Source organism: Pseudomonas sp. NBRC 111133, assembly GCF_001320605.1.
In the GTDB taxonomy this organism is placed as follows: domain Bacteria; phylum Pseudomonadota; class Gammaproteobacteria; order Pseudomonadales; family Pseudomonadaceae; genus Aquipseudomonas; species Aquipseudomonas monteilii.
In genome coordinates this window covers 34858-60461 of record NZ_BCBJ01000001.1, presented here as the reverse complement: position 1 = coordinate 60461, position 25604 = coordinate 34858, and the positions used below count along the sequence as shown (strand labels likewise).

General features: G+C 64.0%; 23 protein-coding genes, 1 pseudogene and 1 riboswitch. Of the genes and pseudogenes, 9 read left to right on the top strand and 15 right to left on the bottom strand.

From position 1 onward, the window contains the following. Positions 1-43: 43 nt before the first annotated feature. Entirely contained in the window at positions 44-367 is a 324-nt protein-coding gene (locus APH36_RS00295) for a hypothetical protein (protein ID WP_060496963.1), read from the bottom strand. 189 nt (positions 368-556) lie between these two features. Between APH36_RS00295 and APH36_RS00290 the strand changes: the two genes are divergently transcribed. Continuing rightward, positions 557-967, top strand: a complete 411-nt coding sequence (locus APH36_RS00290) for a RidA family protein (protein WP_060496962.1) — start codon at positions 557-559, stop codon at positions 965-967. A gap of 26 nt (positions 968-993) precedes the next feature. Here the strand turns inward: APH36_RS00290 and APH36_RS00285 are convergent, their stop codons facing one another. Further along, entirely contained in the window at positions 994-1713 is a 720-nt protein-coding gene (locus tag APH36_RS00285; RefSeq protein ID WP_060496961.1) for a TorF family putative porin, read from the bottom strand. Between the two features lie 81 nt (positions 1714-1794). Then, positions 1795-2046, bottom strand: coding sequence for a hypothetical protein (locus APH36_RS00280; RefSeq protein ID WP_060496960.1), 252 nt, complete (start codon positions 2044-2046; stop codon positions 1795-1797). 173 nt (positions 2047-2219) lie between these two features. Between APH36_RS00280 and APH36_RS00275 the strand changes: the two are divergent. Continuing rightward, positions 2220-2507: pseudogene (locus APH36_RS00275) on the top strand (DUF2950 family protein). A 39-nt stretch (positions 2508-2546) separates the two neighbouring features. Here the strand turns inward: APH36_RS00275 and APH36_RS00270 are convergent. The 4 genes from APH36_RS00270 to APH36_RS00255 form a co-directional block, all read right to left on the bottom strand. Next, positions 2547-3503 carry a helix-turn-helix domain-containing protein gene (locus APH36_RS00270; RefSeq protein ID WP_060496959.1) on the bottom strand — a complete coding sequence of 319 codons (957 nt, stop codon included), beginning with the start codon at positions 3501-3503 and terminating at the stop codon, positions 2547-2549. Between the two features lie 148 nt (positions 3504-3651). Beyond that, entirely contained in the window at positions 3652-5736 is a 2085-nt protein-coding gene (locus APH36_RS00265) for a hydantoinase/oxoprolinase family protein (protein WP_060496958.1), read from the bottom strand. A gap of 13 nt (positions 5737-5749) precedes the next feature. Continuing rightward, positions 5750-7495, bottom strand: coding sequence for a hydantoinase B/oxoprolinase family protein (locus tag APH36_RS00260; protein ID WP_060496957.1), 1746 nt, complete (start codon positions 7493-7495; stop codon positions 5750-5752). Positions 7496-7641: 146 nt separating this feature from the next. Continuing rightward, entirely contained in the window at positions 7642-8496 is an 855-nt protein-coding gene (locus APH36_RS00255) for a LysR family transcriptional regulator (RefSeq protein WP_060497132.1), read from the bottom strand. 92 nt (positions 8497-8588) lie between these two features. Between APH36_RS00255 and APH36_RS00250 the strand changes: the two genes are divergently transcribed. Continuing rightward, entirely contained in the window at positions 8589-9023 is a 435-nt protein-coding gene (locus tag APH36_RS00250; RefSeq protein WP_060496956.1) for a multidrug/biocide efflux PACE transporter, read from the top strand. A gap of 53 nt (positions 9024-9076) precedes the next feature. Here the strand turns inward: APH36_RS00250 and APH36_RS00245 are convergent, their stop codons facing one another. The 4 genes from APH36_RS00245 to APH36_RS00230 all read right to left on the bottom strand — a co-directional run bounded on the left by APH36_RS00245 (position 9077) and on the right by APH36_RS00230 (position 12853). After that, positions 9077-10096 carry a branched-chain amino acid aminotransferase gene (locus APH36_RS00245; protein WP_012272061.1) on the bottom strand — a complete coding sequence of 340 codons (1020 nt, stop codon included), beginning with the start codon at positions 10094-10096 and terminating at the stop codon, positions 9077-9079. Positions 10097-10232: 136 nt separating this feature from the next. Beyond that, positions 10233-11810, bottom strand: a complete 1578-nt coding sequence (locus tag APH36_RS00240; protein ID WP_060496955.1) for an ATP-binding cassette domain-containing protein — start codon at positions 11808-11810, stop codon at positions 10233-10235. A 309-nt stretch (positions 11811-12119) separates the two neighbouring features. Continuing rightward, on the bottom strand, positions 12120-12479 hold the full coding sequence (locus tag APH36_RS00235; RefSeq protein ID WP_060496954.1) for a hypothetical protein: 360 nt from the start codon (positions 12477-12479) through the stop codon (positions 12120-12122). Next, on the bottom strand, positions 12476-12853 hold the full coding sequence (locus APH36_RS00230; RefSeq protein ID WP_060496953.1) for a glyoxalase superfamily protein: 378 nt from the start codon (positions 12851-12853) through the stop codon (positions 12476-12478). Before APH36_RS00230 ends, APH36_RS00235 begins: the two co-directional genes overlap by 4 nt. 100 nt (positions 12854-12953) lie before the next feature. After that, positions 12954-13168, top strand: a riboswitch (cobalamin riboswitch). Positions 13169-13267: 99 nt separating this feature from the next. Here APH36_RS00230 and cobW point away from each other — a divergent pair. The 4 genes from cobW (at position 13268) to APH36_RS00210 (ending at position 19780) form a co-directional block, all read left to right on the top strand. Continuing rightward, a complete protein-coding gene (gene cobW / locus APH36_RS00225; RefSeq protein ID WP_003247913.1) occupies positions 13268-14335 on the top strand; it encodes a cobalamin biosynthesis protein CobW in 1068 nt (355 codons plus the stop codon). 3 nt (positions 14336-14338) lie between these two features. After that, on the top strand, positions 14339-18100 hold the full coding sequence (gene cobN, locus APH36_RS00220) for a cobaltochelatase subunit CobN (protein WP_060496952.1): 3762 nt from the start codon (positions 14339-14341) through the stop codon (positions 18098-18100). Position 18101: 1 nt separating this feature from the next. Then, entirely contained in the window at positions 18102-19112 is a 1011-nt protein-coding gene (locus APH36_RS00215) for an ATP-binding protein (RefSeq protein WP_060496951.1), read from the top strand. A 101-nt stretch (positions 19113-19213) separates the two neighbouring features. Beyond that, entirely contained in the window at positions 19214-19780 is a 567-nt protein-coding gene (locus tag APH36_RS00210; RefSeq protein WP_060496950.1) for a VWA domain-containing protein, read from the top strand. 106 nt (positions 19781-19886) lie between these two features. Here APH36_RS00210 and APH36_RS00205 read toward each other — a convergent pair whose 3' ends face one another. Continuing rightward, complete coding sequence (locus APH36_RS00205; protein WP_013972506.1) at positions 19887-20153, bottom strand: hypothetical protein; 267 nt, start codon at positions 20151-20153, stop codon at positions 19887-19889. A 341-nt stretch (positions 20154-20494) separates the two neighbouring features. Here APH36_RS00205 and APH36_RS00200 point away from each other — a divergent pair, with 341 nt between their 5' ends. Next, the gene (locus tag APH36_RS00200; RefSeq protein ID WP_060496949.1) at positions 20495-21820 is read left to right on the top strand and encodes a sigma-54 dependent transcriptional regulator; all 1326 of its coding nucleotides are present in this window, start codon (positions 20495-20497) and stop codon (positions 21818-21820) included. 146 nt (positions 21821-21966) lie between these two features. Here the strand turns inward: APH36_RS00200 and APH36_RS00195 are convergent, their stop codons facing one another. Together APH36_RS00195 and APH36_RS00190 are read right to left on the bottom strand one after the other, a co-directional pair. After that, positions 21967-23967, bottom strand: a complete 2001-nt coding sequence (locus tag APH36_RS00195) for a U32 family peptidase (RefSeq protein WP_060496948.1) — start codon at positions 23965-23967, stop codon at positions 21967-21969. Between the two features lie 123 nt (positions 23968-24090). Continuing rightward, positions 24091-24471, bottom strand: coding sequence for a RidA family protein (locus APH36_RS00190; RefSeq protein WP_003247927.1), 381 nt, complete (start codon positions 24469-24471; stop codon positions 24091-24093). A gap of 137 nt (positions 24472-24608) precedes the next feature. Here APH36_RS00190 and APH36_RS00185 point away from each other — a divergent pair, with 137 nt between their 5' ends. Next, positions 24609-25301, top strand: a complete 693-nt coding sequence (locus tag APH36_RS00185; RefSeq protein ID WP_060497131.1) for a tRNA (adenine(22)-N(1))-methyltransferase TrmK — start codon at positions 24609-24611, stop codon at positions 25299-25301. A 1-nt stretch (position 25302) separates the two neighbouring features. Here the strand turns inward: APH36_RS00185 and APH36_RS00180 are convergent, their stop codons facing one another. After that, a complete protein-coding gene (locus tag APH36_RS00180) occupies positions 25303-25563 on the bottom strand; it encodes a DUF2790 domain-containing protein (RefSeq protein WP_060496947.1) in 261 nt (86 codons plus the stop codon). Between the last annotated feature and the right edge of the window lie 41 nt (positions 25564-25604).

Genomic DNA, 25604 nt, shown 5'->3' with positions numbered 1-25604 from the left:
GTGTCCGGCATCAGGCGCGGGGGCGCCTGATGCCTGTTGAGGCTCACTTGGGCAGGATGTCGAAGCGTATGGCGGGGCCTAGCCCGTTCACCATCAGGCTGCCGTAGAATTTCACGGTAGACAGCACACGCAGCTGCTTGAGCGCATTATGAATATATTCGTGAATCAGTTTCTCAGCCTCGAGCTTGCGCTCTGCAAGCGTGGAGCCCTTGAGTTCGACCGTCCCAAGCAAGGTGGTCTCAATGTGCTCAACGGTGTCCAGGCCGAGATTTTCCCGTAGGTGTACCCGTGCCTGGGCGGCATCGGCGTCATCGCGTGCGGTGTGCGGCTTGATGGTATAGGCCAGCTGGAAATCAAAATTACTCATGCGCTTTTCCTTGTTGGATTCAGGCCTCCATGCCGGGGCTGGTAATCTAGCGCGCGACGGCCGCCGCGCAAACAGACGCGTGGTTCACATCAGTTCGCCTTCTGTGCGAAACGTCCTACGCTGCGCTTGACCTCGAGTTAACTTAAGGTCCGATACTCCGCCACTCTTCCATCCGATCGAGGGCATGTCGTGACCCATCAAGCCGTATTCCAGCTGAGCAACCCCGAGGGCCTTTACGATCCCAGTGGCAATGCCTATTCCCACGTCGCCGAGGTACGCGCCGACAGTCGGCTGTTGTTCATCGCCGGCCAAGGCGGGGAGGACAGCGATGGCCAGCTGTCACCCCTGTTTGCCGAACAGGCCCGCCAGGCGCTGGTAAACCTGGAGCTGGCGTTGGCATCCAAAGGCGCCAGCCTGGCTCAGGTGTTCAAGCTGACCTTGCTGATTGTCGAGCATTCTGAAGCGCGCCTGCGCCAATGGGTAGCGGAGGCGGACAGGGCGTGGGGGCCGCACATGAAGCCGACCTGCACCCTGATCCCGGTGCCACGGCTGGCGCTGGACGGCATGCTGGTGGAGATCGAGGCTGTTGCAGCGTTGTAGCATCGGGTCAAGCGGCGCTCACGTCGTTAGAAGAACCTGCGCTGTGCCTTGAGCGTGACCATGCTGTCGCAATAGGTGTTCATGCCCGAATACGCATCGCAACCCCCGCCACTGAGGTTGGAGTTGCTGTAGACCAGGTTCAGGTCGATGCCAAGCCAAGGCCGCGACAGCTCCAGCGACCAATCGGAAAAGGCAGTCACCTGGCTGCCGTCGCCAATGGTGAACGGTGTACCCAGTTGGTGGTGGGCGAGCTTTACGGTCAGGTCGACATCGAACAGCGGCAGTTGGCCAAAGTCGGCGAACAGCGTGCCGGTGCGGTTGTTGGGGTTATCGCGCAACGCGCCGCCGAAACGGCTGCCCAGCACCGAGATGCCACCGTACAGGGCGTAACTGTCGGGGCCTGCGATATTCGGCTGACTGTAATGGATCAACCCTACCTCGTAGCCCAGGCTGCTGTCGAAATGGTGCTTGTAGCCCAGGTAGCTGTCCAGGCGCAGGGTCGAGTTGGGGGCAACGCCCATGCTGGGCGCGTACTGGCCCAGGTACCAGCCACTGGCGTGACTGAAGTCCAGCCCACCATGGAAGGCGCCGACGGCACTGGGTGAGATAAGGCCTTGGGCCATGGTGCGCGAGGGTGTGGTGCCGAGTGTGAAGTCGAAGCTGCCCAGTTCGCGTTTGATCTGCTGGGCCAGTAGAACAGGGCTAAACAGCAGTGCAGCGCTCAGCAACAGAAGGGGCCTGGTCATGGTCTCCATCCTGGAAGGCTTGCGGTTGAGCGCTAGAGGATACCTGTACAGGTGGAACGAGGGAACCGCTGCTTGCCCCTGTCAGCCTTTGGTCGAAGTGTCTGCGTCGGTGGCTTCCGTTACTACAGGCAGGTTGTCAGCGCGCTGGATGACCCGCCGTTGCTGCTCGTAGTCGTCAAGGGAAAGACCGCGACGCTGTAGCGCTTCCAACTGCAACTGGCGGGTTTCTTCAGCTGTGTACGGGCGCAGTTCCGGGTGGCTGGCACAGCCGCTCATGATGGCGATGGCAAAAACGGCGAAGGTGGCGAAAAGTAGGCGGGCCAGGGTGTTCATCAGGGTAGCTCCAAGGGCCGGGGTCATGGGCGGCGAGTCGATGGAGCAAGGTTATTAGGCCAAGGCGCCCGGTAGAAATTGCCCTGCTCGATAGTGACTATCGATGAACCGGGCGGGCTTTCGGCTCCTGGCCAAAACCGCCGGAAGCGTTGGGCCCGCTGTTCGGCCAGGATGTGGTGGGTGATGACTGGTACGGCTACCACTTCCGCATCCTCGATGCACAAGGCCCCTCTGCCCCTGGCGGCGCGTACAGCTACTGATAGGCAACCAGATGAGCCGTGGTTTTTGCCATGGTCGTCTGGCCGGCCAGGTACGACGACACTGGGGTGATGAGCTTCATGATCAGCCACGACGGCCAGGTGTTCGAGAAAAACCTCGGGCCACAGGGTGACAGGCTGGCCAAGGCGATGAAACGCTTCGACCCGGATGACAGTTGGCAGGTGCTGGACGTGGCGGCCTAAGACTGACTCCGGTCGCGCAGTGACCGCCGCTTGCACCGTTCAGTGCGTACGTGCAGCCCTGACCTCCCGTGCCGTGCACCCATATTGCTGGCGAAATGCGCGGGTGAACTGCGCCTGATCGGCAAAGCCCCAGCGGAACGCCAGTTCGCCAATGGCCAGGTGGCAATACGGGTCGCGCAGTTGCCGGTGCACAGCCTCCAGGCGTTGCAGGCGCACCCATTCGCCAAGGGTGTAAGGCGTGATCGCGAACAGCTTGTGCAGGTAACGCAACGACAGCCCGCAGGCGCTGGCGATGGTTTGTGGCGTGAGTTCGGGGTCGCCCAGGTGTTGCAGCACGTACTGCTCCACCCGCGTCAGGTGCAGGGTGCTGAGGTTGCTGCCTTCGCTGCCCAGTACGCGGTCGTCCTGTTGCAGGGCCAGCAACAGGGTGGCTGAGGCCTGTTCCAGCAGCAAATGCCGGGCAGCCACAGGGCTGGCATCGAAATGGCGGGCGCACAGGTCCAGCTGTTCGACGAAGATGCGCCCCAGGCCCTGACTGGCATCGAAGCAATGCCGGGTATAGCGTTTGTGCCCCAGCAAGTTGGCCTTGAGTGCCTGCTCAGGCAGCTTGAGCACCCACAGGTCGTTCTGTGTGCCGTAATGGAAGCGGTAGGGGGCGTCGCCGCGCTCGACGATGAAACCACCCGGGCGACAACTGATCGGGTGACCGTCCTGTTCGAAGTGCACCTCGCTGCTGTGCGGCACGGTCACCAGGTAGAACGCTTCATGGTCCTGGCCGATGTGCGCCTTGCTGCGCGAGTAGCCCAACGGGCTGGAGCGCAGGCGCGACAGGCTGAGCGGCGTGCTGGGCGTGCTCCAGCGCTGCAGGTGGCCATTGAACGGCTGTTCGGTGGCAAACTGCAGGCTCAATGGGAAATAGGTGTCGCTGATGGCTTCGGCCCAGCGCGCCTGGCGCTCCGGCTGAGCCCAGCCGTGGGTCGAGAGTTCTGTGGGCATGGTGGGTCCTTTTTCAAAGAGGGCAGCATTGAAAAAAGGAACTGCAGGCAAGCTACTCAAGCAGCTCTTGTTATTGTGCAAACCGCCCGGCAACGCGAGGCTGCCAGGCGGCTTTCAGGCCCATGATCGGCGCACGCCGACCGTTTGATCAAGCCCCTCGTGTCACCCGGTAGGTGGCCGAAGGCTCCAGGCGCGCCTGCCAGCCCGGCGGCACGACGATGTTGGTGGTGTCCTCCTCGATCACGCAGGGGCCCTGCACGGTCTGCCCCGGCAGCAGACGATTGCCGTTGAACACGGGCGTGGGTTGCCACGCGCCGTCGGCGCTGAACAGCATCGGCCGGACGCTTTGCGGGGTGGCTGCCGGCGGTTCGGCCGGGCCCTGCAACTCAGGTTGCGGTGGGCGTGGCAGGTGGCCGATTACCGAGCACTCAAGGTTCACCAGTTCCACCGGGCTGTCGGGTTCGCTGTACGAGTACAGGGTCTGGTGGCGGCTGTGGAAGCGGTTGATCAGCGCGGCCAGGCCTGCTTCATCCAGGGCATGCTGCGCCAGCTCCACGCTGCATTCATGGATCTGCCCCTGGTAGCGCATTTCCAGGGTGTAGTGGCAACTGCTGGCCTGGTCGCCAAAGCCGTCTTGGCGCAAGTTGGCCAGGCCTTGCTGGCGCAGTTCGGCAAGGGCGTGGTTGAGCTGCTCCAGGTTCACATGCCCGGCGTCCAGGCGCATCGACAGGCTGGTGAGCTGGTCGTAACGTACATCGGACAGGATCTGGCCGAACGCACACAAGCCCGAGGCCACCTTGGGGATCAGCACGGTCTGCATGCCGATTTCCTCGGCCAGGCGGACCACGTGCATGCCCGCCGCACCGCCTGCGCCAATCAGGGCGAAGTCGCGCGGGTCGTGGCCGCGCTCAATGGACACGCGGCGAATGCCGTTGACCATGTTCAGGTTCACCAATGTAGTGATGCCGAACGCCGCCCGTTCCACGCTGATGCCCAGTGGCTCGGCGATCTTGCTGCGTATGGCATCCAGTGCGGCCTGTCGGTTTAGGCGGATGCTGCCGCCCAACAGTGCACCATCCGGGAGGTAGCCCAGCGCCAGGTTGGCGTCGGTTACCGTGGGCTCACTGCCGCCTTTGCCGTAGCACACGGGCCCCGGCATGGCACCGGCGCTGCGCGGGCCGACCTGCAGCATGCCGAACTCGTCCAGGTGGGCGATGGAGCCGCCGCCAGCACCCAGCGTCTCCACCTGAATCATCGGCACGCCAATGCGCTGGCGCAGGAAGTCCACATCCTTGCTGAAGTTGGTGCGCCCGGCGTTGGTCAGGGTGATGTCGAACGAGGTGCCCCCCATGTCCACGGTAATGACGTTGTCGATACCGAATGGCCGTGCCACCGCTAGCCCGGCTTGGGGCGCCGAGGCGGGGCCGGAGTTGATGGCATTGACCGCGCGCTCACGCATCAGGTGCCCCGGCGCCAGGCCACCGTTGGACTGGAAGTAACGCACCGGTTGTTGCACGCCAAGCTCGTGGAACAGGCTGTCGATGCGCGCCACATAGCGGGCCATCACCGGGCTGAGGTAGGCGTTGACCACCGTGGTGGAGGTGCGGGTGTACTCGCGAATCTGCGGAAACACCTCGCAGCCCGTGCAGACGAATACCCCGGGCAGGGCTGCCCGCACCAGCTCGGCGGCACGCTGCTCATGGCTGGGGTTGCGCACCGACCACAGGAAGGAAATGGCCACGGCCTCTACGCCTTCGGCACGGAAGTAGTCGATGGCGGCGTGGATGGCGCGTTCGTCCAGCGGGCTGTGCTCACGGCCATCGCCGAGGATGCGGCCACCAATCGGGCGGCGCAGGTGGCGGGGGGCGAGCATGTGCGCTGGCGGATAGTGGGCGTCGTAGCGGTGGCCTTCTTCCTTGTGCCCCAAGCGGATTTCCAGGCTGTCTTCGTGGCCTTCGGTGCACAGCAGGCCCACCTTGACCCCGGTACGCTCGATCAGCGCGTTGAGGGCGACGGTGGTGCCGTTGATGCACAGGTCACAGTTGGCAATCAGCTCGGCCGGGCTGCGGCCGGTGGCGTCGGCGATCTGCGCCAGCCCGGCCCGAATGGCCAGGGTGCCGTCCTGCGGCGTGGACGGGGCTTTGAACAGCTGCACGCCGCCGTCGCGGTCGGCCAGGATGAAATCGGTGAAGGTGCCGCCGGCGTCGATGCCCAGGCGATATTGGTTGCGCATGATGGGTCTCCGGTCAGTGCGGGGCGCGGGCAAGGCGGGTTGCGGGTTCATCCAGCTGGCCATCGGCATCGACGACCACGCCGTATTCCAGGGCTGCGCCCTGGGGCGAGACCAGGCCGTTGCGCAGGTCTTGCAGGACGGCGGCAATCGGCCGGCGCAGCGGGTCGCCGTAGCCACCGCCACCGGGGTTGATGTTGATGATTCGCTCACCGGGCTGCAGGGTGAGCATCGGGTTTTGCGTGTAGTGGTCTTCGCTGCCATCGGCGTGGCGGTGGATCAGCCTGCCCAGCTTGGGCTCCAGCAGCGCATTGCGTGCCCCGGCGGCACCGGCGGTGGGCAGTTGCCGGCCTTCACCGAAGCCGACCACGGTCATGGCGTGGTCCAGCGGCTCGATCTCCAGCCGGGTGCCCGAACCACCGCGAAACTCGCCAGCGCCGCCACTGTCGGCCATCAGGCTGTAGCGGTGGATGAGCACCGGGTAGGCATGTTCCAGCAGCTCGATGTCACCGCTCATCAGCGCGCCGAAGCAGCACAGCGGGCCGCACGCGTGCCAGCCATCCATCACCTTGTTGGCACCGGCACCGGCAATGATCGAGGCCAGCACCATGGTCACGTACTCGCTGTTGCCGTTGCGCGGGTCATGGCCGGCAATGTTGATACCGCTGGTATGCCCCCAGGAGGCCGTCACCCGTTGTGGCGAGGCTTGCTCCAGCGCAGTGCGCACGGCATCGGCCAGGGTTTCCATCGGCGTGGTGGTGCAGTTGACGTGGGGTGCCGGTTCTTCGGCGTTGCACAGGGTCCCTTTGGGCCCGACATCGACCGTGACGCAGCGGTACAGGCCTTCGTTGTAGGGCGGCGCCACCTGAGCGAACATCATCAGCCCCAGGTATACGCCCGACACCGAGTTGCCCTCGTAGGAGTTGATGAAGTAGGGCACTTGTGGCGGGCTGTCGATGCTCACATGGGCCTGGTCACCGCGAATCTGCACATGGGCGGTGATGGCCAGCTCGCCCAGGCCGTGGCCAGCATCTTCGAGCACGGCGGTGCCGCTGTAATCACCGTCCGGCACGTCGCGCAACAGCGCGCGCATGTGCCGGTCGGCCATGTCCTTCAGCTCGGCGATGCAGGCACGTACTTGGACCACGCCGTACTTGTCGAGCAGCTCCAGCAAGTGCCGCTCGCCCACCTTGCAAGCGCCGTACTGGGCATTGAGGTCGCCTTCCTGGAAGGGGCGTGCGCGCATGTTGGTGAGCATGAAGTTGATCACGTCTTCGCGGCGTTTGCCTTTTTCCCACAGCTTGACGGGTGGAATGCGCAGGCCCTCGGCGTAGATCTCCTTGGCGTCGGGGTTGTAGCCGGCAGGCACCGGGCCGCCGATGTCGGTCAGGTGGCCCTTGCACACGGTCCAGAACACCAGCTCGCCCTGGTAGTACACCGGTTTGTACATGCAGCAGTCGAGAATATGGCTGCCCTTGTAGGCCGGGTCGTTGTGGTAGATCACATCGCCTTCGGCGATGTCGTCGCCAAAGAACTCGGCCACGCACTTCATGGCCGGGATCAGCGAGCCCAGGTGAATGGGGATGTCCTGGCCCTGCAGGATCATTTCCGGCAGGTGGTCGAACAGCGAGTTGGAATAGTCGTGGGCCAGGTTGAACACACTGGACCGGCCGGTCTTTTCCAGGGTCAGGGTCATTTCGCGTTGCGCTGTCTCCAGCGCACCCCGGACAACCGCAAGGGTGATCGGATCTACTGTCTGCATAGGTCACCAACGTTTGTTCTTGTGCTTTGGGTGCGTGCCGCAGCGGGGGCGGCGCGTGGTGACAGGCTAAGGGGGAGGGTGGGGGGAAGGCTTGTCGCTGGGTGTACTGGATCTTGCGTTTTGGTGCACAAGGGGGCAAAGAAGGGCTACCGCCCCAGCATCTGCCGTACCAGCCATTGCCCCGCCGGCCCCAACGCCCGCCGGCTAGACCAGGCCACATCCATATTGACACGGCGCGGGTATCCCGCCATCTGCAGCTCCACCAACTCGATGCCAAACCTTGCCACCAGCGCCCTCGGCAGCTCGGCCCAGCCAAACCCGCGCACGGCGAACTCCAGCAACGTGAGGTAATCCGGTGCCGACCAAGCCTGACCACGGCCGTGATGCAGGCTGGGGGCGTAGGTCTTGATGTACAGCTGCCGGGCGTTTTCGAGGTGCTGTGTTTGCACCTGCCCAAGGCCCGCCAGCGGATGCCCGCTGGCCACATACACACCAAACTCCGCCTGTTCGGGCAAGCGGGCAACGGCAACGTCGGCGGGGTAGCCGGGTTGCGTGGCAAGGATGCCGACATGCGCCAGGCCCTGCTGGATCATGTCGATCACATCAGCGTCCTCCGCTGGGCCGCAGCGCAATTCGGTATGTGGATAGTGCTCGGCGAAACGGGCCATTACCGCGCCCTGGAAGGTGACGCTGTAGCTGTCCGACATCACCACCGACACCAACGGCTCCACGTTTTCCGCCAGCCGCACCGCCAAGGCATCGAGCTGGGCGCTGGCATCAAGAATGGCCTCCACGTGGCTCAGCACCTGTCGGCCCGCCTCATTCAGCGTGGGGTGGCGGCCACCCCGGTCGAACAGCGGGCAGCCAATATCCGCCTCGAAATTGGCAATGGCAATGCTGACGGTGGACTGGCTTTTGCGCAGTTTGCGCGCCGCAGCGGAGAACGAACCGAGCGATGCGGCTTCGACAAAGGCAACCAGAGCTTCGGGTGAGTAGCGCATGGTATTGATAAAACCGATGGTAACTATGTCGCGAGTATCAGTTTTACCAAAGAAAATGGAAAGCACGACTTACGCAATGGATGGATTTTGCAATGAAAAACGTGTCTTTCACCGAGCGCCTGGTTCACGCCGTAGGTTACGAAGTGTTCGCGGTGTTGTTGTGTGCGCCGCTGTTGTCCTGGGTAATGGGCAAATCGCTGGCGACGGCGGGGGCCTTGGCGGTCACCCTGTCGGTGATCGCCATACTGTGGAACATGGTCTACAACGCGCTGGTCGATCGCTGGGTACAGACCGAGCGTATCCACTGGAAGGCCAGTGCGCGTTTTGTGCACGGTCTGGGCTTCGAGGCCGGGCTGGTGGTGTGGTGCTTGCCGGTGGCGGCGTGGATGCTGGATATCTCGCTGCTGCAGGCGTTCATGGTGGAACTGGGCTTCTTCGTGATCATCCTGCCCTACACCGTGTTGTACAACTGGGCGTTCGACAAAGCTCGGCATTTGCTGATGCAGCGGCGCCTTGCTGGCCAATAAAAACGGGGCATGCCATTGCTGGCATGCCCCGTTTTTCATACTGCTAAAGCGCCTCAGGCGACTTTGACGATCCAGCCTGCCGGTGCTTCTACGTCACCGCTCTGGATACCGGTCAGCTCGTTGTAGAGCTTCTGGGTAACCGGGCCGACCTTTTCCAAGTCGTGGAACACGTGCAGCTTGCCGTTGTACTCGATACCGCCGATCGGGGTGATCACCGCAGCAGTGCCGCAAGCGCCCGCTTCGATGAAGCGGTCCAGCTTGTTGATTTCGACATCACCTTCGATCACGGTCAGGCCCAGGCGCGATTGTGCCAGTTCCATCAGCGACAGGCGGGTGATGCCTGGCAGTACTGAGGCCGATTTCGGGGTCACGAACTCGTTGTTGGCGGTGATGCCGAAGAAGTTGGCCGAACCGACTTCTTCGATCTTGGTGTGGGTCAGTGGGTCGAGGTAGATGGCGTCGGCGAAGTTGGCCTTCTTGGCTTCAGCGCCTGGCTGCAGGCTGGCGGCGTAGTTGCCACCGACCTTGGCCGCACCGGTGCCTTGTGGGGCGGCGCGGTCGAAGCTGGAGATCTGGAAGTTGTGCGGCTTCATGCCGCCCTTGAAGTACGAGCCAACCGGGATGGCGAATACCGAGAAGATGAACTCGGGGGCGGTGCGCACGCCAATGTTGTCGCCGGTGCCGATCACGAACGGGCGCAGGTAGAGGGCGCCTTTGCCGTGCGGTGGCACGAACTTTTCGTTGGCCTTGACCACTTGCTTGCACGCTTCGATGAACACATCGGTGGGCACGTGCGGCATCAGCAGGCGGGCGCAGCTGCGCTGCATGCGGGCGGCGTTCTGGTCCGGGCGGAACAGGTTGATCGAGCCATCCTTGCAACGGTAGGCCTTCAGGCCCTCGAAGCACTGCTGGCCATAGTGCAGGGCAGTGGAGCCTTCACTGATGTGCAGTACGTTGTCTTCGGTCAGGGTGCCCTTGTCCCACTCGCCATTGCGCCATACGGACAGGTAGCGTTTGTCGGTCTTGATGTAGTCGAAACCCAGCTTGTCCCAATTAATGCTTTCGTTGCTCATGACACCCTCATTGTCTTGCAAGTGCCCGATCGCTCGGGCTGCTGTTATATGCGCACCACGCCACCATAATACATCCGTGGCGGATCGGGAACGGCCAGTCACGAATTGATAGCCTGCGATGCATTTTTTTCGGTATCTACAACTGCAGGTACTCATCCAGCGCCAGGTTTTGCAGCAGTACTGCATCATGGGATGCCACCATGAGCGCCCCGCCAAACTGCCCCAGCATGCGCTCCAGTGCGGCCAGTGACGGCAGGTCCAGGTGGTTGCCGGGTTCGTCCAGCAGTAACAGGTCGAGCGGCCGTTCGCGGTACAACACGGCGGCCAGTGCCGCCTTCATCCGTTCTCCGCCGCTGAGCAGGCTGCTGGGCAGTTCGATACGGGCCGCATCCAGCCCGAGCTGGGCCAGGCGGCTGCGTAATTCGCCCTGCGCCATTGCCGGGTTGGCCTTGCCCAGGTGGTCGAGCACACTGCTGTGGCCGCATAACGTGCTGCAATGCTGGTCGAGCAGGGCCGTCTCGCCCGTGAGGCGCACGTTGTCAGGCGATGCCGGTAATTCCCCGTTCAGCAGCCTGAGCAGGGTAGACTTGCCACTGCCATTGGCACCGACCAAACCCACCCGCTGGCCCAGGCATACGCGCAGGTCGATCGGTTTGCGGGTGCCACGGGGCAGGCGAAGCGCCTGGAGGGCCAGCACTTCGCGGCCTGCATGGCACTGAGGTGTGGGGGCATGCAAGGTAATGGCGGTGTCCTGCTCGACCTTGCGGGCGGCATCGCGCACTTGGTCATGCAGGGCCTGCCGGGCTTCGCCGTGGGCGCGACGCTGCTTGCCCGCCGTGGCCTGGCTGCGCTCGTGCTGGCGATCGACAAGAATTTTGGCCTGATTGGCGTGCCTGGCCTGGCGCCCGGCCCGGGCCTGATGGCGCTCCAGGTCTTCGCGCTGGCGTTGCAGTTCACGGGCCTGGCGTTGCTGCGCCTGCTTCAACCGGGCGAGTTGCTGCTGGGCCTGGGTTGTCTGGCTGGCCTTTTGTTCTGTATAGAAGCTGTAATTGCCGCCATAGGCCTGCAACCCCAGGCTGGACAGCTCGACGATACGCACCATGTGTGCCAGCAGGCTGCGGTCGTGGCTGATCACCAGCAGGCCCCGGTCCCAGGCTTCGATCATGCCCAGCAGCTGGGCGCGGGCTTCGCTGTCCAGGTGATTGCTGGGTTCGTCAAGAATCAGGTAGTCGGCATTGCTTAGCCACGCGCCAATCAGCGCCACGCGCATGGCCTGGCCGCCGCTCAGGCTGCTGGCGGGCTGGCGCCAGTTCAGGTGCCCCAGGCCGTGGCGTTGCAGGTGTATCTGCAATTGTTCGCGGATATCCCAGCGCTCGCCTACGGTGTCAAAATCCTGGGGCTCGATGCTGCCTTGCTCGATACGCGCCAGCGCTGCGATCAGCGTGCCGGCCTGGGCCAGGTCGGCAACCGTGGCGCTCTGCCCGATCACCTGCTGGTTCAGCAGGTGAATACGGCCAAGGCGTCGACAATGGCCGCTGCTCGGTTCGCGCTGGCCGGCCAGAATCTGCCCGAGCAAGCTCTTGCCCACACCATTGCGCCCGACAAGGCCAGTGCGGCGGTGGTCAAAGGTTTCGTTAAGGTCGGTAAACAGCTGCCTGCCATCCGGCAAGGTCAGGGAGACGCTGTCCAGCGTCAGGATTGACGTGTTCGTCATGCACAACTCCACAAATGCCGCGACATCTCCGGAGCGAACCGGAGGCTGAAGACTGGCCGTCGAAGGGGACGGCGGCATCAGTGGCGCATTGGACGAACACCTCTTTGTTGGGGAATGTAGAGCCTAACGAACTGGAGATTACGGGTAAAGCTTGAGTATTGGTCGTCGCCCGTGAGCGCGCCTCGGATCCTGTGGGAGCGGGCTTGCCCGCGAACACCGGCGAAGCCGGTGCCATACACCGCGTCGCATGCTTCGCGGGCAAGCCCGCTCCCACAGGATAATGCAGTGCTTGCGGGTGCTTTACTCGGTTTAACGCCCAGCCAAGCGGCTACCCCAGTCGCCGGCGTGGCCGCGCGCGCAGGCCTCTTCGCTGTCGAAGCGCACGTGCCAGGCAGGGTGATCCAGTTGTATTTCTGCCTGCTCCAACGCCTGGCTGGTCAGTGCCAGCATGCGCGCCTTCGCCTGGCCTGCCACGGCAGCGGTTTTGTCGGCCTCTTGCTCGAACACCCAGGTCACGCGCAGGCTGCCCGGAAAATCCTCGGGGTCGAGCCGGTGGGTAAGCCAACTGAAACCGACGATTTCCGCCTTGGCGGTTTCGCAGGCTTCGGTCAGGCACGCCACCAGTTCCCGCTCCAACCGGGCCATTTCGCGCTTGCCCAACGCTTTCAAGGGTTGGCCTCGTCATCGATCTGCTGGCAAAAGCGCAGGCGGTTGCCAAACGGGTCATACACCTGCATCTGCAGGCCCCAGTCCAGGCGTTCGGCTTCGGGGCGAGCGTAGCCGTATTGTTTATCCTGGAGTTCACGCTCCAGCGCGCGCAGGTCGTCGATGCGGGCGAACACGGTGGAGCCGGGGCAGGCATCACCGTGGTGCTCGGAAAGGTGCAAAATCAGCCCGTCGCGGTGAATTTGCACATACAGGGGCAGGTCCGGGCTGAAGCGGTGCTCCCAGTCCACGCTGAAACCGAGGAAGTCAAGGTAGAACTCCTTGGCCTTGTCGACCGAGAAGATGCGCAGTACCGGTATGGCGGGGGCGAGGTGCATGGGGCATCCTTGAACGTAGTTGAAGGCGCCACTGTAACGCAGTTGGGTGCCTTGTGGTCAGCCAGCCCTGCGCAACGGTTGACCACCCGCCAGCCACTGCGTAGCCTTGCCACTTCGAGGTTCTTCGGCCAGGCCGAAGCTAAGACGGGAACGCGGTACAAGCCGCGGCTGCCCCCGCAACTGTAAGCACCGATAACGGATCGACACAGCCACTGCGCCCGCGCGCGGGAAGGCGTCATCCCGCCACCGCCTGCTGTTTGTCAGGCCTATGGAACGGTGCGAGCCAGGAGACCTGCCTCGTCACGTTTTCGACTTTAAACCGGGCGGGGTGATCCGGTGGCGAACAAGCTCGGCCGGCCTGGCCCGTGGCTGTCGTCCTGCATGCCCGCGCCACACTGCCAAGGGCACTGCGACATGAAAACACTGGCCAAGCTCCCCGTCACCATCGTCACCGGCTTCCTCGGCTCGGGCAAGACCACCTTGCTGCGCCACATGCTCGACAACGCCCAGGGCCGTCGCATTGCGGTCATCGTCAACGAATTCGGCGAACTGGGCATCGACGGCGAAATCCTCAAGCAGTGCAGCATCGGCTGCACCGAAGAAGAAGCCAGTGGCCGCGTCTACGAGCTGGCCAACGGCTGCCTGTGCTGCACCGTGCAGGAAGAGTTCTTCCCGGTGATGCGCGAGCTGGTGGCACGCCGAGGTGACCTGGACCACATCCTGATCGAAACCAGCGGCCTGGCCCTGCCCAAGCCGCTGGTGCAAGCCTTCCAGTGGCCAGAAATCCGCAATGCCTGCACCGTCGATGCGGTCATCACCGTCGTCGACAGCCCGGCCGTGGCTGCCGGCACGTTCGCTGCCTACCCGGACCAGGTCGATGCCCAGCGCAAGCTCGACCCTAACCTGGACCACGAATCGCCGCTGCACGAACTGTTCGCCGACCAGTTGGCCAGCGCCGACCTGGTGGTACTGAACAAGGCTGACCTGATCGACGCCGAAGGCCTGGCCAAGGTCCGTGCCGAAGTGGCCGAAGAGCTGCCGCCAGCCGTCAAGGTGATCGAAGCCAGCAGCGGCAAGCTGCCGCTGGAGGTGCTGCTGGGCGTGGGCGCCGAGTCCGAGGCACACATCGATGGCCGCCGTACCCACCATGACTCGCACCACGACGGTGACGACCATGATGATCATGACCACGATGCCTTCGACTCCATCTCCATCGACCTGCCAGAAGCCGACGAAAGCCTGCTGCTCGACGCCCTGACCCAGCTGGTGGTGGAGTTCGGCATCCTGCGCGCCAAAGGCTTCGCCGCCATCCCGGGCAAGCCGATGCGCCTGCTGGTGCAAGGCGTGGGTACCCGTTTCGACAAACACTTCGATCGCGCCTGGCGTGCTGACGAGCCGCGCATCACCCGCCTGGTGCTGATTGGCCAGGACCTTGACGCAGCCCAGTTGGAAGCGCGCCTGCGCCAGGCCCTGGGCGCCTGACCCATGCACCTGCTGCGGACCCAGCCCGGCGGCTTCGTGCCGGATGACAGCATTGCCGACCTCGGCCAGACACCCGCCGAGCTGGTGATTCTCTGCAGCGGCGATTCACACCTGGCATTGCTCGCCGATACCGCCGAGCAATTGCCAGACGACTTCCCCAGCCTGCGTCTGGCCAACCCGATGCAGGTGCAAAACCACGCGTCGGTCGACCTGTATGTCGACCAGGTGCTGCGCCATGCCAAAGTCATCCTGGTGTCGCTGCACGGCGGTGTCGGTTACTGGCGCTATGGCGTTGAGCAACTGGTCGAGCTGGCCGCCCGTGGCGTGCAGCTGATTCTGGTGCCGGGCGATGACCGCCCGGACCCGGAGCTGACCGCCCTGGGCACTGTCGCTGGCGAGCAGGCCGAGCGCCTCTGGCACTACTTGCGCCAGGGCGGCAAGACCAACGCCATCAACCTGTTCAACTGCCTGGCCAGCCAGTGGCTGGGCCGTGACTATGCCTGGGAGGAGCCGCAGCCCTTGCCGCGCACGGCGGTGTATCACCCGGCCAAGGGCAGCACCACGCTGGAAGACTGGTACCCGCATTGGCACCCTGAGCATCCGGTAGCGCCATTGCTGTTCTACCGCTCGCACCTGCAGGCCGCCAACACCGCATTTGTCGACGTGTTCTGCCAGCGCCTGCAGGCTGCCGGGCTGAACCCGTTGCCGATCGCGGTGGCCAGCCTCAAGGAAAGCGCTTGCCTGGAGCAGGTCGAAGCCTGGCTGGACGAGGTCGGCGCCGAAGTGCTGGTCAATACCACCGGTTTTGCCCTGTCCAGCCCCGAACGCCCCAACCTGCGCCCGTTCCGCCGCGACATCCCGGTATTGCAGGCCATCTGCGCACAGGACAACCAGCCCGGCTGGGAAGCCAGCGAGCAGGGGTTGGGCGCGCGCGACCTGGCGATGCACATTGCCTTGCCTGAGCTGGATGGGCGCATTATCACCCGGCCGGTCAGTTTCAAGGACATGGCCTGGCACAGCGAGCGCAGCCAGTCCGATGTGGTGTGCTACCGCGCCCACCCCGAACGCATGGACTTCGTGGCCGAGCTGGCCCGCCGCTGGGTTGAGCTGGCGCGCCTGCCCAATGCGCAGAAGCGCGTGGCCCTGGTGCTGGCCAACTACCCAACCCGCGATGGCCGCATTGGCAATGGCGTCGGCCTGGACACACCTGCCGCCGCCTTGAACATTCTCAAGGCACTGCAGGCCGAGGGCTATCCGCTGGCCGAATTGCCGGGCAGCGGCACACAACTGATTCACCAACTGCTTGGCGGCGTAACCAACGACCTCGACCACCTGGACCTGCGCCCCTGCGCCCAAAGCCTGAGCCTGGCCGACTACCAGGCCGCCTTCGAGCGCCTGCCCGAGGCCAACCGCCAGGCTGTGTTGGAGCGCTGGGGGCCGCCCGAGCAGGACCCGATGTACCGCAGTGGGCGGCTGATGGTGGCCGGCCTGCGTTATGGCCTGACCTTTGTCGGCATTCAGCCGGCCCGGGGCTACCAAGTAGACCCGAGCGCGGTCTACCACGACCCCGATCTGGTGCCGCCGCATGGCTACCTGGCGTTTCACTTCTGGCTACGCCATGCCTTCGCCGCCGATGCAGTGATCCACGTTGGCAAGCACGGCAACCTCGAATGGCTGCCCGGCAAGGGCGTCGGTTTGTCGGCGCAGTGCTGGCCAGACGCCTTGCTCGGCCCGTTACCGAACATCTACCCGTTCATCGTCAACGACCCCGGCGAGGGCGCCCAGGCCAAGCGCCGTACCCAGGCGGTGATCATCGACCACCTGATGCCGCCGCTGACCCGCGCCGAAACCTATGGCCCGTTGCGCCACCTGGAGCAGCTGGCCGACGAGTTCTATGAAGCGCAGATGCTCGACCCACGGCGTGCCCGCGAATTGCAGCGCGACATCCTGGAGTTGGTCAAGGCCAACCACATCGACCGCGAGCTGCAGCTGGAGGGGCAGCTGGACGATGCCGCCATATGGCTGCCGCGCCTGGACACCTACCTGTGCGACCTGAAGGAATCGCAGATTCGCGATGGCCTGCACGTGTTCGGCCAGTCGCCCGAAGGGCGCTTGCGCCTGGATACCTTGTTGGCACTGTTACGGGTTGAACGGGGCGACGGGCGCGGCGGCAATGCCAGCTTGTTGCGTGCCCTGGCCAAGGCCTTGGTGCCGGGCTTCGATCCGCTCGATTGTGAGCTTGGGCAGCCCTGGCAGGGCGCACGCCCAGCGCAATTGCAGGCCATGAGCAGCGATCCGTGGCGCACCTGTGGAGATACCCGCGAGCGCCTTGAGCTGTTGGCACTTCAAGTGACCAGCCAGGCCTTGGCCGGCACGGTACCGCTACCCGAGCAGAACGAATGGCAGCCTGTGCACGAGGTGGTGCAGGCCTTGCGCGAAGCGGTAGCCCCTAGCCTGGACGCTTGCGGCGCAGCCGAAATGAATGGCCTGCTGGCAGCGCTGGCCGGGCGCTTCGTGCCCGCAGGCCCTAGCGGTGCGCCTAGCCGTGGGCGCCTCGACGTGCTGCCCACCGGCCGCAACTTCTACACCGTGGACGTGCGCAACCTGCCCACCACCACGGCCTGGCGCCTGGGCTTCGCCTCGGCCAACCTGATCCTTGAGCGGCACTTGCAGGACCATGGCGACCACCTCCGCCAGCTCGGCCTGTCGGTGTGGGGCACGGCGACCATGCGTACAGGCGGCGACGACATCGCCCAAGCCATGGCATTGATGGGCGTGCGGCCGGTGTGGGCCACTGGCAGCCAGCGTGTCGACGACTTCGAAATCCTGCCGTTGAGCCTGCTCGACCGCCCACGGGTGGATGTGACCTTGCGCGTATCGGGCTTTTTCCGCGATGCCTTCGGTAACCTTATCCGCCTGTTCGATGCAGCGGTGCAGGCCGTCGCCGCACTGGACGAACCCGACGACCTCAACCCCCTGGCTGCCCGGGTGCGCAGCGAGCGTGCCACGCTGCAAGCGCAAGGCGTGGACGCCGAGCAGGCCGCACGCCAGGCCGGCTGGCGGGTATTCGGTGCCAAGCCCGGTGCTTATGGTGCCGGGGTACAGAACGCCATCGACGGGCGCCTGTGGCACAGCCGCGACGACCTGGCCGAGGTCTACCTCAACCACGGCGGTTACGCCTACGGCGCCAGTGACGAAGGCACCCCGGCCCGCGCGCAGTTCGCTCAACGCCTGGCCAAGGTGCAGGCGGTGTTGCAGAACCAGGACAACCACGAGCACGACCTGCTCGACTCCAACGATTACTACCAGTTCCAGGGCGGCATGCTGGCCGCATCGGAAACCTTGTCCGGTGCCGCCGTGGCCAGTTACCACGGCGACCACAGCCAGGCCGACCGGCCACGCATCCGCACCCTCAAGGAAGAGCTGAACCGGGTCATCCGCGCCCGTGCGCTCAACCCCAAGTGGATCGATGGCGTGAAGCGCCACGGCTACAAGGGGGCCTTCGAGATGGCGGCGACGGTCGACAACCTGTTCGCCTTTGACGCCACCACGCACCTGATCGACGACCATCATTACCAGGGGCTGGCCGATGCCTATGTGCTCGACCCGGCAACCCGCGACTTCATGCGCGAGCACAACCCCGAGGCCCTGCGCGACCTTACCGAACGCTTGCTGGAGGCCCAGCAGCGTGGGCTGTGGCAAGAACCGGGTGAGTATCGCGAAGCCCTTGAGGAGCAACTGCTCGACGGCGAGGAACAGGCTTGAAATGAGTGAACCCGTACAATTCCCGCTGGCGGCGGTGGTCGGCGCCGACGACCTGAAACTGGCACTGTGCCTGACCGCCATCGACCCTAGAATCGGTGGCGTGCTGATCGAAGGGCCACGTGGCATGGCCAAGAGTACGCTGGCCCGTGGCCTGGCCGACCTGCTGGGTGAGGGCCCGTTCGTCACCCTGCCACTGGGCGCCAGTGAAGAACGGCTGGTCGGCACCCTGGATCTGGATGCCGCACTGGGGCAGGGCAAGGCGCAGTTCTCGCCCGGCGTGCTGGCCCAGGCCGACGGTGGCGTGTTGTATGTCGATGAGGTCAACTTGCTGCCCGATACCTTGGTCGACCTGTTGCTCGACGTGGCGGCCAGTGGCACCAACCGCATCGAACGTGACGGCATCTCGCACCGGCACAGTGCCCGCTTCGTGTTGATCGGTACCATGAACCCGGAAGAGGGTGAGCTGCGCCCGCAACTGCTCGACCGTTTCGGCCTGAACGTGGCCCTCGAAGGCCTGCCTGAGCCTGACGCCCGCCAGCAGATCATTCGCCGCCGCTTGGCTTTCGACAACGACCCGCAGGCCTTCTGTGCACAATGGGCTGCGGCCCAGGCGCAGTTGCGCGAACGCTGCCAGGCGGCGCGCCATGCCTTGAATGGCATTGCCCTGGATGACCAGGCGCTGGCCTGGATCACCGAGCGCTGCTACGCCGCAGGTGTCGATGGCCTGCGTGCAGACCTGGTCTGGCTGCGTGCCGCACGCGCCCATTGCGCCTGGCGTGGTGGTGCGGTCATCGAGGAAGCGGATGTCGATGCGGTGGCCGAGTTTGCCTTGCGCCATCGCCGGCGCGTTACGCCCCAGGCCAATCCACCATCGGCGCCGCAACAGCCCGAACAGCAGGGTGCAAGCAGGTCCGGCGAACAGGGCGGGCAGGGCGACTGGGGGGCATTGCCGGCGCAGCCGGTAGCCAGCGGCGCGCGCCGTGAGGTGCCGAACTGGGCAAAAAAGCCCTGAGCATTCGCCAGCCACCTGCCAAAGGGGCGGATGCCAGACCAGGCGCGGGCAAGCAGGCCGGGGCCAGCCGTGGCCGGGCCCGCAGTGCTGCGGCCGGGCGGGTGGCTTGGCTGCCGACCTTGCTCAAAGGGCGACCACGGCTGCGCCAGGACCTATGCTGGCAACAGCGCCAGGCCAAACCCGTAGAGCTGTGGCTGGTGATTGTCGATGCCTCGGCCTCGACCCGTCGCCATCAGGCACTGGCGCAGACCAAAGGGCTGCTGGCAGCCCTGTTCGACCAGGCCTATCGCCAGCGCGCCCGGCTGGCCCTGCTGACCGCCAGCGGACGCACGCCACAATGGCAGCGCCACGGCCTGAAGGCCTCGGCGGCCTTGCAGCCTTGGCTACAAGCCTTGGGTGCCGGTGGCGGCACGCCGCTGATCGCCGCCCTGGAACAGGCACGGCATTGGCTACAGGCACGGCAACGTGCCCATCCGGATGAAGCGGTGCGTTGCCTGGTGTTTACCGACGGTCGCCTGCAGCTCGGGAGCGCTGTACAGCCCATGCCCTGTCCAACATTATTGGTGGATATGGAACTTTCACCCGTTCGCCTTGGGCGGGCACAGTGCCTGGCCGAGCAATTGCAGGCTGATTACCAGCACTTGCAGCAATTCAAAGTCTTGGACTGAATGGTATTGGCGCGACACTATGTCGCAATGGAGAAAGTTGCCAGAACAGCAACTTTGCATTCGAACAAGTGCGTGGCGTTGCACGCACTTGGTTTGCCGGGCGCTCTTACTTCGGCATCGACCATGGTTGCAGGTCATAGCCTTTTTCGCACAGTTCGGCGCGCACTTCCTCGATCAGGCTGGCCCACTGGGCCGGGTCTGAATAGATGCGCGAAGACACTTGTTTGCTGCCGATGCGGGTGCTGGTCCGGTCGATCACTGCCAGGCTCAGTTCACCAGTACCGTTGGGTGCATCCCAGGCTACGCACTGGAAAGGTTCGAAGGCGTGGTCGGCAATCAGCAGTGCTTCGTTGACACGGAGCGGGGCGTTCATGGTTCGGTCTCTCTATGGTCCCAAACAGCGAAGTTAAGTCCGTGTTGCTTCAAAGTCGCCTCAATCATCGCGAAGCGCAGCGCGGGGTTATGTGTACTGATGCTCGTTGTCCGGGGGCAAGTCACACAATGGATGTAAAATTTTTTGTCAGGGTCGATCCGTTCTTGCCTGCGCCGCCATGTGATGTCGATTAAACGCGAAAATTCCCGTGATGCTTTGTAAAAAAATGCGTCGACAGACAGACGGTACTGGGAACCGTCAACTTCGTTGCTACTGTTAAACGGGCGCCACAACTTACTGTTTTACTTCATAAAACCAAAAACTGGCGCCAAGGATTGGTCATGCAACAGCTTGCCGCCCAACGCCGTTTGCTTATCGTCGACCCCTGTGACGACTGCCATCGATTGTTACCTGGCCTGCGCAGCGCTGGCTGGGATGTGGACAGCTGCGTGCTCGGCGGGGCGCTGGACCATCCTTGTGATGTAGGCCTGTTGCGCTTGCAGGCTTCGCACCTCAGGCACCCTGATGCGGTCAAGGACATGATCAAACGCAGCAATACCGAATGGATTGCCGTGCTCAGTGCCGAACAACTGCGCATGCCGGCCGTCGGCGATTTTGTCTGCGAATGGTTCTTCGACTTCCACACCCTGCCATTCGACGTCTCCCGCGTGCAGGTCACCCTTGGTCGGGCGTTCGGCATGGCACGCCTGCGTGGCAAAGGGGCGGTGAAGGTGGATGAAGCCACCCACGAGCTGCTCGGCGAAAGCCGGCCGATCCGTGAGCTACGCAAATTGCTGGGCAAACTGGCGCCCACCGAGTCGCCGGTGCTGATCCGAGGTGAGAGCGGTACCGGCAAGGAACTGGTGGCGCGCACCCTGCACCGCCAGTCGCAACGCAGCGAGCAGCCCTTCGTTGCCATCAACTGCGGGGCTATTCCCGAGCACCTGATCCAGTCCGAACTGTTCGGCCATGAGAAGGGCGCCTTCACCGGTGCGCACCAGCGTAAGGCCGGGCGCATCGAAGCGGCCCATGGGGGCACGTTGTTTCTTGATGAAATCGGTGACTTGCCGCTGGAGTTGCAGGCCAACCTGCTACGTTTTCTGCAGGAAAAGCACATTGAGCGGGTGGGCGGTAGCCAGCCGATCCCGGTGGATGTGCGCGTGCTGGCGGCCACCCATGTGGACCTGGAACGGGCCATCGAGCAAGGGCGCTTTCGCGAAGACCTGTATTACCGCCTGAACGTGTTGCAGGTGGTGACCGCGCCGTTGCGCGACCGGCATGGCGACCTCTCGATGCTGGCCAGCCACTTTGCTCATTTCTACAGCCTGGAAACCGGGCGCCGGCCGCGCTCGTTCAGCGACCACGCCCTGGCGGCGATGGGCCGGCATGACTGGCCGGGCAATGTGCGCGAGCTGGCCAACCGCGTGCGCCGTGGCCTGGTGCTGGCCGAAGGGCGGCAGATCGAGGCGCAAGACCTGGGGCTGCAGCTGCTCGACCAGGAGCAACAGCCGCTGGGTACGTTGGAAGAGTACAAGCACCGGGCCGAACGCCAGGCACTGTGCGATGTGCTGAACCGGCACAGTGACAACCTGAGTGTGGCGGCCAAGGTGCTGGGGATTTCACGGCCGACGTTTTACCGGCTGCTGCACAAGCATCAGATTCGCTGACTGACGCCAAGGCCTTTGTTGAATGGCACCGGCTGCGCCAGTGTTCGCGGGTGAACCCACTCCTACAGGGATTTTCACCGCTTCGAATGCTGTGATTTCCCTGTGGGAGCGGCTTTAGCCGCGAAGAGGCCCGTACAGATCGAAGATCAATGCGGCCCGCGCGGGATGGTTTTCAGCAGGTCTTCCGGGCTGATGTGCCCCACTACCTGGGCCACCGCGCTGCCTGGGGTAGGCAGGTCGATGATGTGGCTCTTCATCTTGCCGATCACATGCATTTCGCACGGTTTGCAGTCGAACTTCAGGGTCAGCACTTCGTCACCCTGAATCAGTTGCATCGGCGCCACCTTGGTGCGCACGCCGGTCACGCCCTTGGCCTGCTTGGGGCACAGGTTGAAGGAGAAGCGCAGGCAATGCTTGGTGATCATCACCGGCACTTCGCCGTGCTCTTCGTGGGCCTCGTAGGCCGCGTCGATCAGTTGCACGCCGTGGCGGTGGTAGAAGTCGCGGGCTTTCTGGTTGTACACGTTGGCCAGGAACGACAGGTGCGACTCGGGGTACACCGGTGGCGGCGTGGTCTCGGCCTTGCGCCCGCCACGCGGGTGCGCCTTGATGCGTGCTTCGGTCAGTGCTTCGATGGCTTCGCGGCGCAGGGCCTTGAGCTGCGAGTTGGGGATGAAGTACGCCTGCGGGGCGTCCAGCTGGATGCTGTCGGCGTGGTACATCGTGGTGCCCAGCTGGCCGAGCAGGTCATGCAACTGGTCCAGCGCCTGCTGCGGTTTGTTGGCCGCGCCGAACGGGCCATCCAAAGCCACCTGCACGCTCACGCCTTCTTCGCTGCTCAGGGTCAGCATCAGGCGCTGCTCGCGCAGTACCGCGTGCCACTCCACGCCGACCCGGCGCTCGGACGAGGTGCGTTGCAGGGCCTGCTGCCAGTTGTGGTCGAGGTTGCGCGATAGCGGGTGGTTGGGCCGCAGCTTGTAGAGGCCCTCGGGCATTTCGTTGGGCTCGACACGGTAGCGGTAGCGCGTGTGGCCGTCTTCCACGAACTCGCCGCGCGGCTCGGCGATATTGGCACGGAAGCCCACCACTTCGCGCTTGACCAGCACGTTGAGGCCGTCGCCGTTGGTCAGCGGTACGTCGGTAACCACTTGCATATCGCGCTTACCCACCTTTTCCACCACGCCCACCGGCAGGCCGGTGAAGGTTGGCGAGTCGAAGGCGCCGATATCGACTTTGCGGTCGGTGACGAAGTAGTCGGTACTGCCACGGTGGAAGGTCTTGTCCGGGTCGGGCAGAAAGAAGTGCTCGGTGCGGCCGCTGGAGGCACGGGCATAGGCCGGGCGGCCTTCGAGGATGGCGTCGAGCTCTTTGCGGTAGTGGGCCGTGATGTTCTTCACATAACCCATGTCCTTGTAGCGGCCCTCGATCTTGAACGAGCGCACGCCGGCATCGACCAGGTCGGCCAGGTTGGCGGTCTGGTTGTTGTCCTTCATCGACAGCAGGTGCTTCTCGAACGCCACCACGCGGCCCTGGTCATCTTTCAGGGTGTACGGCAGGCGGCAGGCCTGCGAGCAATCGCCACGGTTGGCACTGCGGCCGGTTTGCGCGTGGGAAATGTTGCACTGGCCGGAGAAGGCCACACACAGCGCGCCGTGGATGAAGAATTCGATGGCGGCGTCGGTTTCGGCGGCAATGGCGCGGATTTGCTGCAGGTTCAGCTCACGGGCCAGTACCAGTTGCGAGAAACCGGCCTGGTCGAGGAACTTGGCCCGCTCCAGGGTACGGATGTCGGTCTGCGTACTGGCGTGCAGCTCGATCGGCGGGATGTCCAGCTCCATCACCCCCAGGTCCTGCACGATCAGTGCGTCGACACCGGCGTCGTACAGCTGGTGGATCAGCTTGCGCGCCGGCTCCAGCTCGTTGTCGTGGAGGATGGTGTTGATGGTGGTGAACACGCGTGCGTGGTAGCGACGGGCGAACTCGACCAATTCGGCGATATCGCTGACTTCGTTGCAGGCGTTATGGCGCGCGCCAAAGCTCGGGCCGCCGATATAGATGGCATCAGCGCCGTGCAGGATCGCTTCACGGGCGATGGCCACGTCACGGGCAGGGCTGAGCAGTTCCAGGTGATTCTTTGGAAGGGACATGTCGTTATATTTTCGGGCTGTCACGGTTTAGGCGGGCATTGTAGCGGCGAAACGGGCTGGCGGCATCATCGGGGTGCCGGGAGGTGCAAGGTGGGAGCGCAGGCGGCTCCCACAAAGAGCAGGTCAGCGTTTGGCGGCCATTGCGGTCACTTCAACGCGCATACCTTCGAACGCCAGGGAGGCCACACCCACGGCGGCCCGCACCGGCCAGGGCTTGCTGAAGAAGCGCTGATACACTTCGTTGAACGCGGCACGGTCGGCCATGTCGGTCAGGTAGATGGTCAGGTGCAGCACGCGGTCCATGCCGCTGCCAGCTTTCTCCAGCGCCACTTTCAGCGCCTGCAGGGTGCATTCGCTTTGTTCGACGATGCCGCCCAGTTCCAGGCTGCCATCGGCGTGGGTCGGGATCTGGGTGGTGACCAGCACGCCGTTGTATTCGGCGACGTCGGACGAAATCGACTCGGCGTCCGGGTCCGGGGTGTAGATGATGTCTGCGTTTGCCATGGTGTGTCTTGCCTTGCAACGGAAGGAAAGCGGCAAGCCTACGCGAGCGGGGCGAGCGGGTCGAGGGTGCCCAGGTGTTTGAAATGCGCGGCGTTCACCGTCAGAATCGCGCCCCATTGCAAAACCGGGGGTTTACGGTGAACGAACAGACTTTGTCCAGGCGCCTGGAGCGCGTGGCCGCCCATGTACCACAGGGCGCGCGCCTGGCCGACATTGGCTCGGACCACGGCTACCTGCCGGTGGCCTTGATGCTGCGGGGTGTGATCGAGGCCGGGGTAGCGGGGGAAGTGGCGCAGACACCGTTCGCCTCGGCCCAGCGTAATGTCCGCAGGAACGGCCTGGAAGGCTGCATCACCGTGCGCCTGGCCGATGGCCTGGCCGCAGTGGAGGCAGACGACCGTATTTCGGTGATCAGCATCTGCGGCATGGGGGGCGACACCATGTGCGACATTCTGCAGGCCGGCAAGCAGCGCCTTGCTGGCGTCATGCGCCTGGTGTTGCAGCCCAATGGTGCTGAGCGCGAGCTGCGCGAGTGGCTGGCGGGTAACGGTTACCGCATCGTCAACGAAGAACTGCTGCGGGAAAACCGCTTCGACTACGAAATCATCGTTGCCGAACCCGGCGAGGCTGCGTACACCGCTGAACAGCTGTACTTCGGCCCGGTGCTGTTGCAGGAGAAAAGCGAGGCGTTTCGGGTGAAGTGGCGGCGCATGCTGAAACAGAAGCAGCAAACCCTGGCCAACTTCGAACGTGCTCGCGATGCGGTGCCTCAGGTAAAGATCGACGACTTCAACCGGCAGGTGGGCTGGATCACCCAGGTGCTGGCCTGACTCACTGCTGCGAGCAGTTGCCCATTTCGCGGTAGTCCACTTCGCGTTTCTGGCCTTGATGGTCGACGTACACCATATGCGCCGTGCCAACCTGGCAGTCGGCGGCATTGCTGGCCGGGGTAATGGAGATCACTTTGGCCACATCCAGCGGCATGCCGTACTCGTAATTGCTGCTCACAGGCTGGCTTTTGGCGGTATCGGCGAAGGCACCGAACGTGCTGAGGGCAGCGGCAAAGGCAATTACAGCGATCGAACGTTTCATGGCAGGCTCCTTGTGTTCAATGTATGGCTAATGATGTATTC